Annotated in this window: 15 protein-coding genes; 8 read left to right on the top strand and 7 right to left on the bottom strand. The window is 35.9% G+C overall.

Annotation, left to right across the window (positions count from 1 at the left end):
• Positions 1-87: 87 nt before the first annotated feature.
• Genes D1094_RS13685 through rlmM form a run of 4 tightly spaced genes read left to right on the top strand, consistent with a single transcriptional unit; the run spans position 88 to position 3,242 of the window.
• Positions 88-1,020: a transcriptional regulator GcvA gene (locus D1094_RS13685; protein WP_118960673.1), complete on the top strand. Its 933-nt coding sequence runs from the start codon at positions 88-90 to the stop codon at positions 1,018-1,020.
• 39 nt (positions 1,021-1,059) lie between these two features.
• Positions 1,060-1,725, top strand: coding sequence for an alpha/beta family hydrolase (locus D1094_RS13690; RefSeq protein WP_259337965.1), 666 nt, complete (start codon positions 1,060-1,062; stop codon positions 1,723-1,725).
• A 36-nt stretch (positions 1,726-1,761) separates the two neighbouring features.
• Positions 1,762-2,160 (top strand): DUF423 domain-containing protein, encoded by a 399-nt coding sequence (locus D1094_RS13695; RefSeq protein ID WP_118960675.1) that lies wholly within the window; start codon positions 1,762-1,764, stop codon positions 2,158-2,160.
• Positions 2,157-3,242, top strand: coding sequence for a 23S rRNA (cytidine(2498)-2'-O)-methyltransferase RlmM (gene rlmM, locus D1094_RS13700; RefSeq protein WP_118960676.1), 1,086 nt, complete (start codon positions 2,157-2,159; stop codon positions 3,240-3,242). The genes D1094_RS13695 and rlmM overlap by 4 nt, the downstream gene beginning before the upstream one ends.
• Positions 3,243-3,477: 235 nt before the next feature.
• Here rlmM and D1094_RS13705 read toward each other — a convergent pair whose 3' ends face one another.
• The 5 genes from D1094_RS13705 to D1094_RS13725 form a co-directional block, all read right to left on the bottom strand.
• The gene (locus D1094_RS13705; protein ID WP_118960677.1) at positions 3,478-4,485 is read right to left on the bottom strand and encodes an isocitrate dehydrogenase; all 1,008 of its coding nucleotides are present in this window, start codon (positions 4,483-4,485) and stop codon (positions 3,478-3,480) included.
• Between the two features lie 279 nt (positions 4,486-4,764).
• The gene (locus D1094_RS13710; RefSeq protein WP_118960678.1) at positions 4,765-5,169 is read right to left on the bottom strand and encodes a DUF3192 domain-containing protein; all 405 of its coding nucleotides are present in this window, start codon (positions 5,167-5,169) and stop codon (positions 4,765-4,767) included.
• A 114-nt stretch (positions 5,170-5,283) separates the two neighbouring features.
• Positions 5,284-6,111, bottom strand: coding sequence for a flap endonuclease Xni (xni, locus tag D1094_RS13715; protein WP_118960679.1), 828 nt, complete (start codon positions 6,109-6,111; stop codon positions 5,284-5,286).
• A gap of 9 nt (positions 6,112-6,120) precedes the next feature.
• The gene (gene ppnN, locus D1094_RS13720) at positions 6,121-7,464 is read right to left on the bottom strand and encodes a nucleotide 5'-monophosphate nucleosidase PpnN (protein WP_118960680.1); all 1,344 of its coding nucleotides are present in this window, start codon (positions 7,462-7,464) and stop codon (positions 6,121-6,123) included.
• A gap of 56 nt (positions 7,465-7,520) precedes the next feature.
• On the bottom strand, positions 7,521-9,110 hold the full coding sequence (locus D1094_RS13725; protein ID WP_118960681.1) for a GGDEF domain-containing protein: 1,590 nt from the start codon (positions 9,108-9,110) through the stop codon (positions 7,521-7,523).
• 266 nt (positions 9,111-9,376) lie between these two features.
• On the opposite strand from D1094_RS13725, the gene D1094_RS13730 reads away from it, so the two are divergent.
• Positions 9,377-11,218, top strand: coding sequence for a M61 family metallopeptidase (locus tag D1094_RS13730; protein ID WP_118960682.1), 1,842 nt, complete (start codon positions 9,377-9,379; stop codon positions 11,216-11,218).
• 27 nt (positions 11,219-11,245) lie between these two features.
• Here D1094_RS13730 and queF read toward each other — a convergent pair whose 3' ends face one another.
• Entirely contained in the window at positions 11,246-12,097 is an 852-nt protein-coding gene (gene queF, locus D1094_RS13735) for an NADPH-dependent 7-cyano-7-deazaguanine reductase QueF (RefSeq protein WP_118960683.1), read from the bottom strand.
• A 54-nt stretch (positions 12,098-12,151) separates the two neighbouring features.
• Between queF and syd the strand changes: the two genes are divergently transcribed.
• Positions 12,152-12,745: a SecY-interacting protein gene (gene syd, locus D1094_RS13740; protein ID WP_118960684.1), complete on the top strand. Its 594-nt coding sequence runs from the start codon at positions 12,152-12,154 to the stop codon at positions 12,743-12,745.
• 22 nt (positions 12,746-12,767) lie between these two features.
• On the opposite strand, the gene D1094_RS13745 is transcribed toward syd, so the two are convergent.
• Positions 12,768-13,100 carry a hypothetical protein gene (locus tag D1094_RS13745; protein ID WP_118960685.1) on the bottom strand — a complete coding sequence of 111 codons (333 nt, stop codon included), beginning with the start codon at positions 13,098-13,100 and terminating at the stop codon, positions 12,768-12,770.
• A gap of 245 nt (positions 13,101-13,345) precedes the next feature.
• On the opposite strand from D1094_RS13745, the gene D1094_RS13750 reads away from it, so the two are divergent.
• Both D1094_RS13750 and D1094_RS13755 read left to right on the top strand, forming a co-directional pair.
• Positions 13,346-13,720: a DUF3192 domain-containing protein gene (locus D1094_RS13750; RefSeq protein ID WP_118960686.1), complete on the top strand. Its 375-nt coding sequence runs from the start codon at positions 13,346-13,348 to the stop codon at positions 13,718-13,720.
• A gap of 223 nt (positions 13,721-13,943) precedes the next feature.
• Complete coding sequence (locus D1094_RS13755) at positions 13,944-14,582, top strand: GNAT family N-acetyltransferase (protein ID WP_118960687.1); 639 nt, start codon at positions 13,944-13,946, stop codon at positions 14,580-14,582.
• Positions 14,583-14,690 lie beyond the last annotated feature (108 nt).

The following is a 14,690-nucleotide window of genomic DNA, read 5'->3' on the forward strand; positions in this document are numbered from 1 at the left end:
GAAAAACTAATGTATAATTGTTATGCTTGCATTCTAATTTTTTATGCAGTGTTTCCTTAATACTATTAAGATGAAAAAGGATGCCCTTTGGCTAATAGACTCCCACCATTAAACGCTTTGAGGGCTTTTGAAGCCTCAGCGAGACAGCTTAGTTTTACTCGGGCTGCTGAAGAGCTTTTTGTTACTCAAGCGGCTATAAGCCATCAAATAAAGTCTTTAGAAGAGCATTTAGGCATTAAATTGTTTATGCGAAAGAACAGGGCGTTATTACTGACAGATGAAGGCCAGTCATATTTTTTAGATATTAAAGATATTTTTAATTCAATACATGAAGCAACAGAGCGGTTACTTGCCCGCGGTGCAAAAGGCGCTATCACGGTAAGTTCGCAAGCTAGTTTTGCTATTCAATGGTTAGTACCTAGGTTAACCGCTTTTAATGCTTTGCACCCTGAAATTGATGTAAGGATCAAAGCGGTAGATCAAGCGGAAAACTCTCTTACTGAAGATGTCGATGTTGCGATATATTATGGTCGAGGAAGTTGGCCAAATATCCATGCTGATAAATTACACACAGAGTACTTAATTCCTGTTTGTTCGCCATTACTAATGCAAGAAAATGCTGTTAATGGTAAGCCAGCTTTACTCTCCTTAGAGGATTTATCTCATCACACCTTGTTACATGATACCTCTCGAAAAGATTGGAAACGTTGGTTTAAACAAGTTGGCGTTAAAGGAGTTAATGTAAATCACGGGCCAATATTTAGCCATTCTGCCATGGTCGTACAAGCTGCATTACATGGCCAAGGTGTTGCATTAGCTTATAGTGTACTAGCAAAGCCTGACATCGATTCTGGCAGGTTAGTGTGTCCTTTTAATGATGTATTAGTGAGTAAAAATGCTTATTTTATTGTTTGTCGAGAAAATCAAAAAGAGCTGGGTAAAATAGAAGCTTTTAGAGAGTGGATGCTCGATATGGTTGCTAGCGAACAAGAGCAAATAACTGATGGGCAAATTACCTAGTTTAAACGAACAGGATATCAAAAATTAGAAATGACAAGCATGATAGAAAATAAAGTTTCCCAGCCAATAGCGCATGTTGTTTTAGCTCATGGCGCTGGCGCGGACATGAATCATGAGTTTATGGAGTCTATGGCAATAGCACTAAATAAACAAAATATTAGCGTGTTGCGGTTTAATTTTCCTTATATGGATAAACGAGCAGAATTAGGGAAAAAATATCCACCAGATAGAATGCCTAAATTACTGGAATGCTATGAACAAGTCATTGAAAACTATTTAAAAAGTATCGACAGTGATTATCAGGAGATGCCATTTTTAATTGGTGGTAAGTCAATGGGTTCAAGAGTTGCAGCCACTTTAGTCTCTTCAACATATGAGCCAGCTATGAGCGCTTTATCATCTATAGACGGGGTTTTTTGCTTAGGTTACCCATTTCACCCTGCCAAAAAGCCAGAAAAACTGCGTTTAGCACCTCTACAGGAGAATGAAAAACCTGTGATAATATTACAGGGGAGTAGAGATACATTGGGTTCTGAAGATGAGGTCGGCCAATACAGTTTGTCTTCATCGGTGCAATGCTTCTTTTTAATTGATGGTGACCATAGCTTAAAACCAAGAGTGAAATCTGGATACAGCCTTGCTGAACACATAACAACGGCTGCAAAAGAAATAGCGCAGTTTGCTAAAACGTTTGTAAAACATTAATGTTTTTACTAATTTTTAAGGGTTTTTAAGAAACTTATGCAAGAAAGGCAAAGAAGCAATACTTTATTGCGAGTAATGGGTGTTTTTGTTGGTATCAGTGGCTGTTTTTCTGTACTATTCGGCGCTTGGTTAGCACATGCTGATTTTTCCGACTCACATAAGGTTTATGCAAGTTTAACGACAGCATTACAATACCAGTTTATTCATACGCTTGCCTTATTAGCTATTGTGTTATTCTCTTGGCATCAGCAAACATCAAAAATATTAACCTGTTCTATGTTGGCTTTTGTGCTGGGTATTTTGCTCTTTTGTGGCAATATTTACATTAAATCATTATTTGATATTCAATTTTTAGGAAAATTAACCCCAATTGGAGGTATGTCATTGGCATTTGCTTGGCTGTTACTCGCTTTTGAGGGGAAAAATAACTTATGACTTCTATCGTTTTGTTTTGTCGTCCGGGCTTTGAAAAAGAATGCGGTGCAGAAATCCAAGAAAAAGCTGCTTGGAATGAAATGTATGGCTATTTAGAGCTTAAAAAAAACCAAGGTATTGTTTTCTTCCACTTACATAACAGCGAAGATGGCGAAACATTAATGGGGAAGTTGCCATTAAAACGTTTGATTTTTGCGAGACAATGGTTTGTAACGCTTACCGATACTATTGAATTACCTGACTACAATCGCGTTGAAGCGATTATCGAAGCTTTGGGTACTGACTGGCAATATGCAGATTTAAGAATGGAAATGCCAGATACAAATGACGGGAAATCTTTAGCAAAGTTTTGTCGAAAATTGGCTGTTCCGTTAAGGCAAGGCTTGCGGAAAGCTAAATTGCTTACTCAAAAGAATGATAATGATGGCGCTAACTTGCATGCACTATTCTTATCTGGACAAGAAGTTATATTAGGGTTCTCACTTGCCCATAACAGCTCAGAGCATGTTATGGGCATACCTAGATTAAAATTTCCTAGTCAAGCGCCTAGCCGCTCTACATTAAAGCTTGATGAAGCTTTTCTATATTTTATACCTAAAGATGAGTGGGATAGCCGCCTGTGCTCAGGACTCAACGCTGTTGATTTAGGCTCTGCACCTGGAGGTTGGACCTACCAATTAGTTCGCCGTGGAATGATGGTGACCGCAATTGATAATGGGCCAATGGCTGAATCCTTAATGGAAACAGGGCAAGTTAAACATAAAATGATGGATGGCTTTAAATACACGCCCATGAAGCAAAATGTCTATTGGTTAGTTTGCGATATGATAGAAAAGCCTCAACGTGTGGCTAAATTAATGAGTGAATGGCTCTTAAACGGCTACTGTAAAGAGGCAATGTTTAACTTAAAGTTACCTATGAAAGGACGTTTTCAACAGGTTACTGATGATTTACAAACGTTAAAAAACGCTTTTAGCGAAGCTAATGTTAGATATGAGTTATACGCAAAACATTTGTATTACGATCGCGAAGAAGTAACTGTGCATGCAAGATTACTCTCGCCACCACCGCAGAAAAAGTAATAGTCAGACTGGTTAAACTAAATTTAACTATTGTATGTTTGTTATAGTGCTCTAACAAACAATCGTATTAGTACTATGTTGACTGATAATACTAATTGAAATAATGAACTTTCGTTAAGCGATAAATTTATTAATCTAATTGGCATAACAAATTAATTGCTTTACAAATTAACGTAAAAAAAAGTGCCTATCGCAGAAGTTGCGATAGGCACTTTTTAAGTAAACAATTTAACGTTTACAGACGTTCTAATAAAGCTGCTGTGAAGTCTGTTGTACCATGTGTTCCACCTAAGTCACGTGTTGTTCTGTCACCTGATGCGATCACTTCAGTTAAAGCGTTTCTTATTTTCTCGGCTTTGTCTGTCATCTCTAAGTATTCAAGCATTTGAATTGCAGCAAGAATAACAGAGGTTGGGTTAGCAAGGTTTTTACCTGCAATATCAGGCGCACTTCCGTGAACTGCTTCAAAAATTGCACAGTCTTCACCAATATTGGCACCAGGAGCCATGCCTAAACCTCCAACTAAACCAGCACAAAGGTCAGATAAAATATCTCCAAATAAATTGGTGGTTACAATTACGTCAAATTGCTCAGGGTTCATCACCAATTGCATACAGCAATTATCAACAATCATTTCAGTTGACTCAATTTCTGGGTATCGTTGTGCTACTTCTCTAGCAACTTTTAAAAACAAACCTGAAGTTGATTTTAAAATATTTGCTTTATGTACTGCTGTAACTTTCTTTCTGCCTTCTTTTTGAGCGGTTTCATAAGCAAAAGTTAGAATTTTTTCAGCGCCTTCACGCGTAACAATACTCATGGCTTCAGCCACAGTACCATCATCAGAAGTTGTTTGCCCAGCACCAGAATACATACCCTGTGTATTTTCACGTACAGTTAAAATGTCTATGTTTTCATAACGTGCTTTTGTGCCCTTAAATGATAATACTGGGCGAAGGTTAGCGTATAATTTAAACTGCTTACGTAAAGTAACATTGATTGAAGTAAAGCCTTCACCCACTGGTGTTGTAAGTGGGCCTTTCAAGGTTATTTTGTTTTTTTCAATTAAGGCGATTGTTTCTTCAGGTACTAGTTCGCCATGCTTCTCTAATGCTGTTAAACCTGCATCAGCAAATTCGTAATCAAAATTACAGCCTGCTTTATCTAATACTTTAATTGTCGCATCTATAATATCTGGGCCAATGCCATCGCCGGGGATAACCGTGATTGTCTGCTTAGTCATTTAGTTCACCTTGTAGATTTTGTCTTTTAGCAAAATAGTGCTATGTATTTGTTTTTGCTGTTACTCACTTTGTTACAGCAATAATGTACGTACAGAAGATGTAGCCAATGCTAGGAAAAAAGCTTCAAGTACGTATGTTGGCGCGCTTTATATCATGTAATGTAAGTGTATGCGAGCATGAAAACTTTCATATATATTACATGCTTAATGCTTAGATATGATACTAGAGTGATTATGTCATGCTATCAAGGTGACTTTAGTCTAAAGTCTAGGTAAGTGTTATGTTGAGCCTTGATAATTTTTTATGATGTTCCATTGTTCAGGGTAATTTTCACCTAAACCAATTTCTTTTAATACGCCGTTTATGAATAACAAAAAGGTACATTCATCTTGGGTGGTAATGCCATCAGATTTTACATGTTGTGTGCGGTAAAACATAACTTGGAAATTATCATTTGCAACGATTTTAGCTTCGGTAATGTCTGGGCTTCCTAATTGCTGTAAAGCTTGATCAAAGGTAAATTCATCAAGTTTTATTTTAGCAATAAACTGCCTGTTGTACGATTCTCTATCTTTCCATTCCATTTTATCCGGGCTGTCATCATAAAAGGTCACGACTAAGGCGACAAAAATGCCGTAGGCAGCCAAGGCAAGTAATATTCGAGAGATAACTTTTTTATTCATTTTTTAATAACCTAAACTCTAGTCGCTGCAAATGATAACGATATGTTAATAATAATTAAAGACCTTGACATAATTTAATACATAAAAGTTCTGATTAAGTCTCCCTTAAATGACTTAATGCTGTGAATGAGGTAATCGAATATCTTTCAGGTTAAAGCCTAATGGAATGTCATTTTTTAACGTAAGTAGTGTTTTTGCTAATTTCATTTGCTCTTGGTTATCGCTTAGTTTCTCAGAAATAGCAGGATTTAAGTCTTGTGCCGTCTCTAGTGCTTTTATTGAGCCATATTGATTGAGAAGCTTCGCTGCGGTAATAGAGCCGATCCCTGGTACTCCGGGGATTTTATTTGTGCTATCTCCAGTTAAGGTCCATAGATCAATAAGTTGTGATGATTTTACATTGAACTTGCTGTTAACATATTCTTGATCTAAATATCGACGATTAAAATAGTCATATACTTTAACACTTGGACTCAACAAAGATAAAAAACCTTTATCAGTTGAAATTATCGTGACATCTTTACCATGAATAGCCATTTTAGTTGCTAAGGTTGCAATTAAATCATCTGCTTCATCTACTTCTGAGGTTAACGAGTCTACGCCTAAATCCATGAAACCATCTTGAATGTTGGTTAGCGAGTTAGCTAGCGCATCAGGCATTTTCTTGCGTCCTTTCTTGTAACCTTCAAATAATTGATAACGCCAGCAAGGTGCTTGACTGTCAAATACCGCTAAAGCATGACTTGCCTGTTGTTGATAAAGTAACTTTTCAAGAGCTGTATTACAGGCTGCTTGTGAATTAATAATAACTTGCTGCTGTGTGCTAGTAGATAATTCGCCAGTATCTTGGTTTTTAGCATGAATGAAAGGGCGCTCTTGAACAGCATAAATTCGCCGTATTAAATTGAGCGCATCGATTAAAAGGAGGTGTGAATTAGGCATAAATTAATATTAACTAACAACTTGATAACAAGGGATATATTTACTTCCCGGCAGTTTCATACGCTGTTGCTTAACAAAAGAGGCGAGCAATTTGTCCATTAGGGCCATGATTTTCTTGTCACCAGAAATCATGAAAGGGCCGTGTTTTCTAATGGCTTTAATGCCGCTTGATTTGACATTACCAGCGACAATTCCAGAAAAAACTCTACGCAAATTTGCTGCTAATTCAGCAGTTGACTGGTCATAACTGATATTAAGAGCCTTCATATTGTCATGATCAGGTTCAAAGGGGTGCTGAAAGTCTTCTTCAATGACAAGTGACCAATTAAAATGATATCCATCACCTGTTTCTTTTCTATGAGCTATTACGTCTTCTAGCCCCTGTTTCATTGATTTTGCTACTTGTTCGGGGTCATCAATAATAATTTTATATAAATCTTGTGCTTTAGTGCCTAAAGTTTCCCCAATAAAGGTGTCGATTTCGGTGAAGTAATCGCTCGATTCAGCAGGGCCTGTTAAAATTATGGGTAATCTTTGTGTTTTATTTTTCTCGTTTAACATAATGCCGAGTATGTATAGCAATTCTTCTGCAGTACCTGCACCGCCTGGGAAAATAATAATACCATGGGAAATACGAACAAAAGCTTCCAAGCGTTTTTCAATATCAGGCATAATTACAAGTTCGTTAACGATAGGGTTTGGCGGTTCAGCTGCAATAATACTCGGCTCAGTTAAACCAATATATCGACCCGTTTGGTTTCGTTGTTTAGCATGGCCAATTGTGGCACCTTTCATTGGTCCTTTCATAGCACCAGGGCCGCAACCTGTACAGATGTTAAATCCTCTTAAACCAAGTTGGTAGCCAACGTTTTTAGTGTATTTGTATTCTTTATGCTCAATTGAATGGCCACCCCAGCAGGTGATTAAATTAGGTTCTGTTTCAGGTAAAATTGCATTGGCATTTCGAAGGATGTCAAAGGTAGCATCAGTGATATTCTCTGACGAGACAGGCATTGAAGGGTAGCGGTTATTAATAAACAGAATATCGCGCAAAACGGCAGATAAATGTTCTCTAATACCACGAATTATTTTTTCATCAACAAAAGCGTGCAACGGTGGATTTTTTAAATCAATTTTAACGCCTCGTTCACGTCTTACTACTTGAATTTCAAAATCCTTATATTTCTCATAGATTACTTCGGCATCATCGGTATTAGAGCCGGCATTTAATACCGCTAACGAACAGTTTCGGTATAAATTATAGAGTTCTTTACTAGCTGATTGCTGAAGTTGATCAACTTCCGATTGAGAAAGCAGGCTCATATTACCCACAGGGTTCAATTGTGTATGCATAGAAACTCCTTTAATGATTAAATCATCAATTAATTCAGGATTAGGAAAGTGAGAGGTTACTCTTGATAAATAACTTGGTTTTTGCCTTGAGATTTAGCTTGATACATGGCTTGATCAGCACGTTCAAACGCAATATGAATATTATCTTCTGAATGAATATGCGTTGCTCCCATAGAAAGGGTAATACATACTTTATTATTTTTAAACTTGAACGGTAAACGAGCAACATGCTTATTAATTAAGTTTAATTCATTTACAAGCGCTGACGCATTTGTTTCTGAATATATTAAGACGAACTCTTCACCACCGTAACGTGCCACAAAAGCCTTTTTACTGGCATTTTTTTGTATAGTCTTTGCTATTACTTGCAATGTTTTATCGCCCGCTGAATGCCCGTATGTGTCATTAATTAATTTAAAATCATCAATATCAATAACGACGATGGCCAATTCATAAGGTTGGTGATGATATCGAACCATTGCTTTAGCAAAATAGTCATCAAAGGCGGCTCTGTTACCCAGTTTGGTAAGAGCATCTTGCATGCTCTTTTGTTGCTGTGCGGCGAGTTTTTCCTCAAAGACTTTACTTTGTTTCTCTAGGTGAGCAACTTTGTCAGACATTTCTTGTAACTGTTTTGCAAGTAGTTGCTGATTTTGTTGCTCAAATTTTGTTTTTTGCTCTAAAGTGCCTGCAATAATTTGTAGCTTATCATTAATATCATTTTTAACTTGGTTTAAGGATAGCGCTTTAGACACTGTCCCTGTCATATCAGTTAATTGCTTTTGTAACTTATGATTGATTTTATCATTGGTTTTTTGCGATTTTTGTTGAACATTAAGGGTTTCTTTTACTGCATTTTGTACCGTTGTCAGTGTTTCACTTAAGTTGGTTAAAAAGCGCTTTGCTTGCTGTTGTTCGTCTTTAAAGTCAGCAACGATAAGGTCAAAAATCTCAAGAAAATGCTCAAGGACTTCTTCATTAGATTTATCGTTAAGCAACTTTTTCTTGATAGCCTGCAAATTGTTTGTGTGCTCTTTTGATAAGTTTAAAGCCCCTAAAGCTTCGGTTATTTTTTCAATTAAACTGCTATCAATTTTTGGGGTAGAAGGCTCTTGCGCATTGCTATTAAGTGCTTGAAGTAGCCCTTCTTTAGGAGGAGCAGACTGGTTTGCTAACGTTTTACCATATAATTCGAGTAGTTGACTAAGAAGGGGAACATATTGAATTAATGCGTCTTTTGTTGTGTCTGTTTCTTTTAGCAACGCACGTAGGTTTCTACGTAAATCAGCAGGTAAACCATTTATTTTTTGTAGCGATTCGCCAGAACTATTAAATTGCTCGTGAATACGGTTTATGTTTTGTTCATTCGTAATACTGTATTGTTGAAGTATTTTATTAATGACTTGAATTTTGTCTTCTATCTCTGCAAAAGCGGCTGACTTTGAGAATAATGTTCTCAATTGAGCTAAGCGATTATCCAGCTCAAGATCTACACCTTTAGATATTAAGGATAATTTATTTATAAATTGGATAAGGAGAGATGACTGAGTACTGAAGTCTTCTTCTAATTTCCCGCGAGACTGTATTGCTGCATCAAGCTTTTTTTTCATCGCAACAATTTGCTGCTCAGCTACAGGCTTATTCATAAAAATTCAATGTCCTTAAAATAATATGATAATTAAATCATTCCTAAATAAAACGGAGAGTTAAACTACTTCAAAAGTCAATATCTTTTGTTTAATAACATCAACATCAAAATGAGAAGTTAACGACATAAACCTGAGTATAAGCCAATTTCTCAAACAAGCACTTATTTTGTTTTACGTAATATGAAAAAAAAACACTTTATTGTTTTAAATTAGCTTTTTGTTACTTAAAATCAAGAGAATTATTCGTTCTTAATTATTTTATTATGCAAAAAAATATTTCTCTTGCTCATTGCATCGCTTTCATTTTTATCATATCAATAAGTATTGTTTTTACACAAGTAGCTAATGCAGAGGTTTTGGTTGATATCAATATTAATCAAAGTGAACATCATTTGGCGCAAGTTACTATAGCCTTACCTGAAGCAAATAGTGACACAGTAGTGCTTAAACTTCCCACTTGGCGGACAGGACGTTATGAAATTCTGAATTTATCTGACGGCGTGAGAAAATTTTCAGCTAAAGACAACCTTGATAAAGCATTGCTTTTCAGAAAAATTAATAAAAATGCTTGGGAAATAACAGGGACAAAAAATAGGAAAATAACGGTGTCATATCAGCTTTATGCAAACGGGTTAGGCAAAAGAACTCGACATATTGATGATAGCCATGCATTTTTGGATAACTCTACCGTTGTGATGTACAGCGATGAAACTCGGCCATTACAACATACTATTAACCTTGATGTTAAGCCTTCATGGCGCAGTGTTTCAGGCTTACCAACAGGTGACAATCCGCATCAATTTATCGCCAAAAACTATGATGTTTTGGCTGATTCACCTATTGAAACCGGACTAAATAAGTTTGAAGCCTTTACTGTAGATGGCCGTGAATACGAGCTCGTTATTTGGGGAGAAGGTAATTACGATATAAAAAAAATGATTGCTGATCTTAAAGTGATGGTGCAGAAAAGTAAGTATATTTGGCAAGGTTATCCATTTTCTCGATATGTTTTTATGGTTCATGCAACAAGTGGTGCAAGAGGGGCAACAGAACATTTGAACTCTACTATTATTCAACGTTCAAGGTTTAAGTTCTCTGATAGAAAAGATTATCTAGGCTTTATTTTAACCGCGGCTCATGAATTTGTGCATACCTGGAATGTGAAGCAGTACAGGCCAAAAGGGCTTGTGCCATATAATTACCAAAGTGAAAATTATTCCAACTTGATTTGGTTGGCAGAAGGTTCTACAAGTTACTTGCAAAGTCAGTTGCTTATGCGTGGTGAAGTGATAACGGCTAAAGAATTTTTGACAGATCTAGCCAAGCGAATTAAAGCACATCAAGGTAAACCTGGAACAAGCAGTCAAACGGTTGCTGAAGCTAGTTTTGATACGTGGCAAAGTCAAGGTGGTGATTATGGTAATAATCATAGTGTAAATATTTACTCTGAAGGTTTTATGGTTTCTTGGCTGCTTGATTTCGATATTTTATCCCAAACAAGTTTAAAGCGAAGTTATCGTGATGTTCATAATGCGCTATATCAACAATTTTCACTCCCTAAAAGTTATGATGAACAAGATGTTATTGATATTTTAACAAAAATAACAGATAGAGATTACAGTGAATGGTGGCAAGACCATGTTCATAGTCATTTGAATATAGATTTTAATTTGTTACTCGCTAAAGCCGGTTTGACATTGAGTTACGGGAAAGATAAAAAAGACAATGTCAGTGATATCAGCAAGGCTAAATTAACACCATGGACAGGTTTGAAAGTTAAAAAGTCCAGCCATGGATTAGAAGTGATAGCGGTTGAAAAAGACTCTCCAGCGTGGCAGGCAGGTATTACTATTACTGATATTATTATTGCGGTTGATGGTTTACGTTTAGTCAGTGATGATCTTAAATCAAGACTTAAAGACTTTAAAGTGGCGCAAAAGGTTGAGTTTTCTTTATTCAGGCGAGATCAATTAATCAACAAGTCGATTACATTAGGTGCTGAAGCAAAAGAAAAGTTGAAAGTTGTCCCATTAGCCAAAGTGTCGCGTAAACAAAAAGCATTTTTTAAAGCGTGGACAGGTTTGGATTTTCCTACTAAACAATAGGAAAATCACAAAAAAGTAGCACTTTAGTTATTGGCGTAATGTACGCCCCCAAGGAGCATTCGTTAAATGGGTGCTCCTAAATGGATTTATATCTAACCCACCTCGTCTAGTATACCTTGCATATACCGTTAACGCCTCAAGTTGACAATACTGTTGTAAATCGCAAAAGATTCTTTCAACACACTGTTCGTGAAACTCATTATGTTGCCTAAAAGAAATAAGATACATTAATAGTTTCTCTTGGTTAATCTCTTTTCCTTTGTAAGAAATATAAATACTAGCCCAGTCTGGCTGATTAGTAATTAAACAGTTCGATTTAAGTAAATGACTGACTAGGTTTTGCTCTATAATTGATGAACTATGTGTTTGACTGTTTTGCAAGTGTTTGGCATTGAATTGGTAATTATCAATTTCAATGTCTAAAGCATCAATACAAACTGATTCATCACAGGCTATTTCAAGTGCGGGGCATTTATCTACTGGAAATAATGTCACTTGAGCTTGGCTGCCTGACGTATTAGATACATCCTTCTCCAAACAAGCCTTTACTTCTTCAATGCTAGTAAATTTAGTTTGGTTAAAGCTATTTAAATAGAGTTTAAAAGATTTTGATTCCACAATATTTGGACTAGTGCATGCAAACCTAAACTCAACTAAAGCAACAATAGGTTTACCTTTATCATTTAACCAAGAAAGCTCATAGCCATACCAAACATCTTCCCCTATAAAGGGCAAGTTAGTTTCGTTTAGCGCGAGTTCATCTCTATTTAAACTTCTGGGTACAGCTTGTAATAAACTTGGATCATACTCACTGGTGTAATCAGTTTTTTTCCCTAGAGTTAGCTCTTTAAGCTGTGATGCATTTTGGTATGGTGTCATAATATGTAAATCTTTAACTAGAATAGTCGTTATTTTAAAGGATCTTTACTCTAGATGACATCTTCAAATATTAGTTTAAAAAATGTTTTGCTTGAATTTTCTACTCAATACATTGTTGCATTTGAAAAAGTGCATCATCATCTACCCGTAATTGAAAAGGATGAAGCGTGGATTTCACCGTGCGAACAAACCAAGAGTGATGAAGAAAGCTATTGGCAACCTAAACCATTAACAGAGTTTCTTTTAGAAGAAACCATCGCTTCAGAATTGAATTTTGAAAATGTGGAGTCAGCCCTTAAAATACGTTTACATCCAGATATAAAGACTTATTTCACTACAGTGTTTAGTGAAACGTTAGATGCAAACTGCTCTGAAGGTGAATTGAGTTTATTGTTTGCATGGAATATGGATGACTTTGCTCGGTTACAAGAAAATATCATTGGTCATGTCATGATGAAACAGAGACTTAAACAACCCATTACAGTATTCTTTGGTGTAACTGATGAGGAAGATATTATTATTTCTCTTGATAATGAAACTGGCGAAGTATGGGCAGAAATGGTTGGCTGTAAAGGCCATAAAAAGTTAAGTGATAATTTAGCTACTTTTATACAGCAGCTTCAACCTTTAATTAAAGTAGCTAAATAAGTTAAGACATCTTAAAAGTTCGTTATGGGTTCATACGTTTACTTAGTTGTTTGATTAAGTCTTTTAAATCGCTAAGTTCACGTTTCATTTCAGCGAGCTCTTCATTTAAGGTTTGTTGAATTATTAACTTTACCTCTTCAGAGGTAGTTACGTTATTTTCTTTGCTTAGTTCAATCACTTCATCATTTTTTAATGTAATGAAATCAGGATCATGTTGCCATGATTTAAGAGTTGAGATAATCATAGGTAAGGGCGCAGGATTGATAAGTTTTGCTTTTATCAAAGCGACAGTTGGTTTTTTACCTTGATTGGCTAATTGATTAGCACAGATTAAAATTTCATCGATAGTTGTCATTTTGCTTAACTTCATAATCAGAGTTAATAAATTTAACTACATTTTAGGCAATAATGCTATTTATGTTTGTTTTTACAGAGACTGTAATTTAATAATACATTAAAAATCAATTAGTTAAAAACATGGTTTGCTTTTTGCTATTTTAAGTGTGAGAAAATAAAGTAGCTAAAAGGTTGCTTTACTTACCATTATATTTACAAAAGTTAGCTAGGCTAACAAGTAAAAAAGCCATAGGGAATTTAAACATGAAAAAATCATTACTTGCATTATTAATCGCTGCTCCATTAACACTTACATTATCGGGTTGTGTTATTTCGGTAAAAGATGGTGAAGTTGATCATAGCTTTATGTCAGCTAGTGAAGATAGAACTTATCAAAACCGTAAAAAAATTGCGCAAATACAATTAGGTGAAAGCATTGCCGATATGCAAGAAAGATTAGGTGTTGCTGATTTTTCTGAAACCTTTAAAAACGAAGATGATACGGTGCGTGTTTTATTTTATCGTACACAGCGTAAACACAAAGATGGCTTAACAACTAAAGATGAGTGTACTTATTTGAAATTCGTCAATGGTGAACTTGTTGAAACAGGCAATGGTGAAAGTTTTTCACGCGGTTAATTTTCCAAGATTAATTTCACAGTAATTTCTCTACCAAACACCTCGCCTGTCGGGGTGTTTTGGTTTTTACTGCAATGGAATACTTAATTGGTTCAGATTTATTGCAATATATTTGACCTATTTTTAACAATACTGTTATTGTTATCTACTAATTTTTGCTATTAAAGCGAAACTAACGCGTAAAGTAACACAATATAATCCACCATAAGAGTTGGAGCATTAAATGACAGAAACTGTAGTAGCACCTGAAAACGTTGATATCAGAGCCACTTACCTCAAAGCTCATGAACTTAAATTAGCGGCGTCATTATTATATCAAGCTTATCATGACGACCCTGTATTTCTTGAAATCTTTAATGGTGACAAAGAAGATTATGAGCAGCGCTTAAGGTCAGCAATTCGAGAAGAGTTGAATGCTTTTTGGCAAGCAAAACAACCTATGGTTGGCTTATATTTGGGTGAGACCATGGTGGGCGTAGCATGTTTAAATAGTCCTGATGATACCTTATCAAGTGAACGCTTTTGGCACTGGCGATTAAAGATGCTGCTAAATGCTGGATATTTTAGCACCAAGCAAATGATCCAAAAAGAAGAGAGTGTTTTTTCTGCTGTGCCATTAAAATCTTTTCATTTACTTTCATTTATCGCAGTACATCCATTGCATCAGCAGCATGGCTTTGGTCATTATTTAATGGCTGCGGTAAATACGGTGCTTGAAGAACACCCTGATAGTGAGGGGGTTGCTGTTTATGCGACTTCAGGAAAGTTTAAAGCATTTTTTGAAAATGTTGATTATCAACTTGTTAAGGAAGTTTCTGTCGGGAATGTAAGCGGCTCAGTGATGGTACATCACCGAAGTTAACCTTTAACTGATGATCTGATTGGTCTAATCCCAATTAACATTTAGACAAAATGAAAAAGCCAAAAGCAATGTTAGCAATGCTTTTGGCTTTTTTATGCCTCAATAGAA

Source organism: Colwellia sp. RSH04 (assembly GCF_003545765.1).
Taxonomy (GTDB): domain Bacteria; phylum Pseudomonadota; class Gammaproteobacteria; order Enterobacterales; family Alteromonadaceae; genus Colwellia.

Coding starts and splice junctions, on each gene's coding strand:
- D1094_RS13690 (WP_259337965.1), top strand. CDS start 1,060: ATGATAGAAAATAAAGTTTCCCAGCCAATAGCGCATGTTGTTTTAGCT.
- D1094_RS13695 (WP_118960675.1), top strand. CDS start 1,762: ATGCAAGAAAGGCAAAGAAGCAATACTTTATTGCGAGTAATGGGTGTT.
- rlmM (WP_118960676.1), top strand. CDS start 2,157: ATGACTTCTATCGTTTTGTTTTGTCGTCCGGGCTTTGAAAAAGAATGC.
- D1094_RS13705 (WP_118960677.1), bottom strand. CDS start 4,485: ATGACTAAGCAGACAATCACGGTTATCCCCGGCGATGGCATTGGCCCA.
- D1094_RS13710 (WP_118960678.1), bottom strand. CDS start 5,169: ATGAATAAAAAAGTTATCTCTCGAATATTACTTGCCTTGGCTGCCTAC.
- xni (WP_118960679.1), bottom strand. CDS start 6,111: ATGCCTAATTCACACCTCCTTTTAATCGATGCGCTCAATTTAATACGG.
- ppnN (WP_118960680.1), bottom strand. CDS start 7,464: ATGCATACACAATTGAACCCTGTGGGTAATATGAGCCTGCTTTCTCAA.
- D1094_RS13725 (WP_118960681.1), bottom strand. CDS start 9,110: ATGAATAAGCCTGTAGCTGAGCAGCAAATTGTTGCGATGAAAAAAAAG.
- D1094_RS13730 (WP_118960682.1), top strand. CDS start 9,377: ATGCAAAAAAATATTTCTCTTGCTCATTGCATCGCTTTCATTTTTATC.
- queF (WP_118960683.1), bottom strand. CDS start 12,097: ATGACACCATACCAAAATGCATCACAGCTTAAAGAGCTAACTCTAGGG.
- syd (WP_118960684.1), top strand. CDS start 12,152: ATGACATCTTCAAATATTAGTTTAAAAAATGTTTTGCTTGAATTTTCT.
- D1094_RS13745 (WP_118960685.1), bottom strand. CDS start 13,100: ATGACAACTATCGATGAAATTTTAATCTGTGCTAATCAATTAGCCAAT.
- D1094_RS13750 (WP_118960686.1), top strand. CDS start 13,346: ATGAAAAAATCATTACTTGCATTATTAATCGCTGCTCCATTAACACTT.
- D1094_RS13755 (WP_118960687.1), top strand. CDS start 13,944: ATGACAGAAACTGTAGTAGCACCTGAAAACGTTGATATCAGAGCCACT.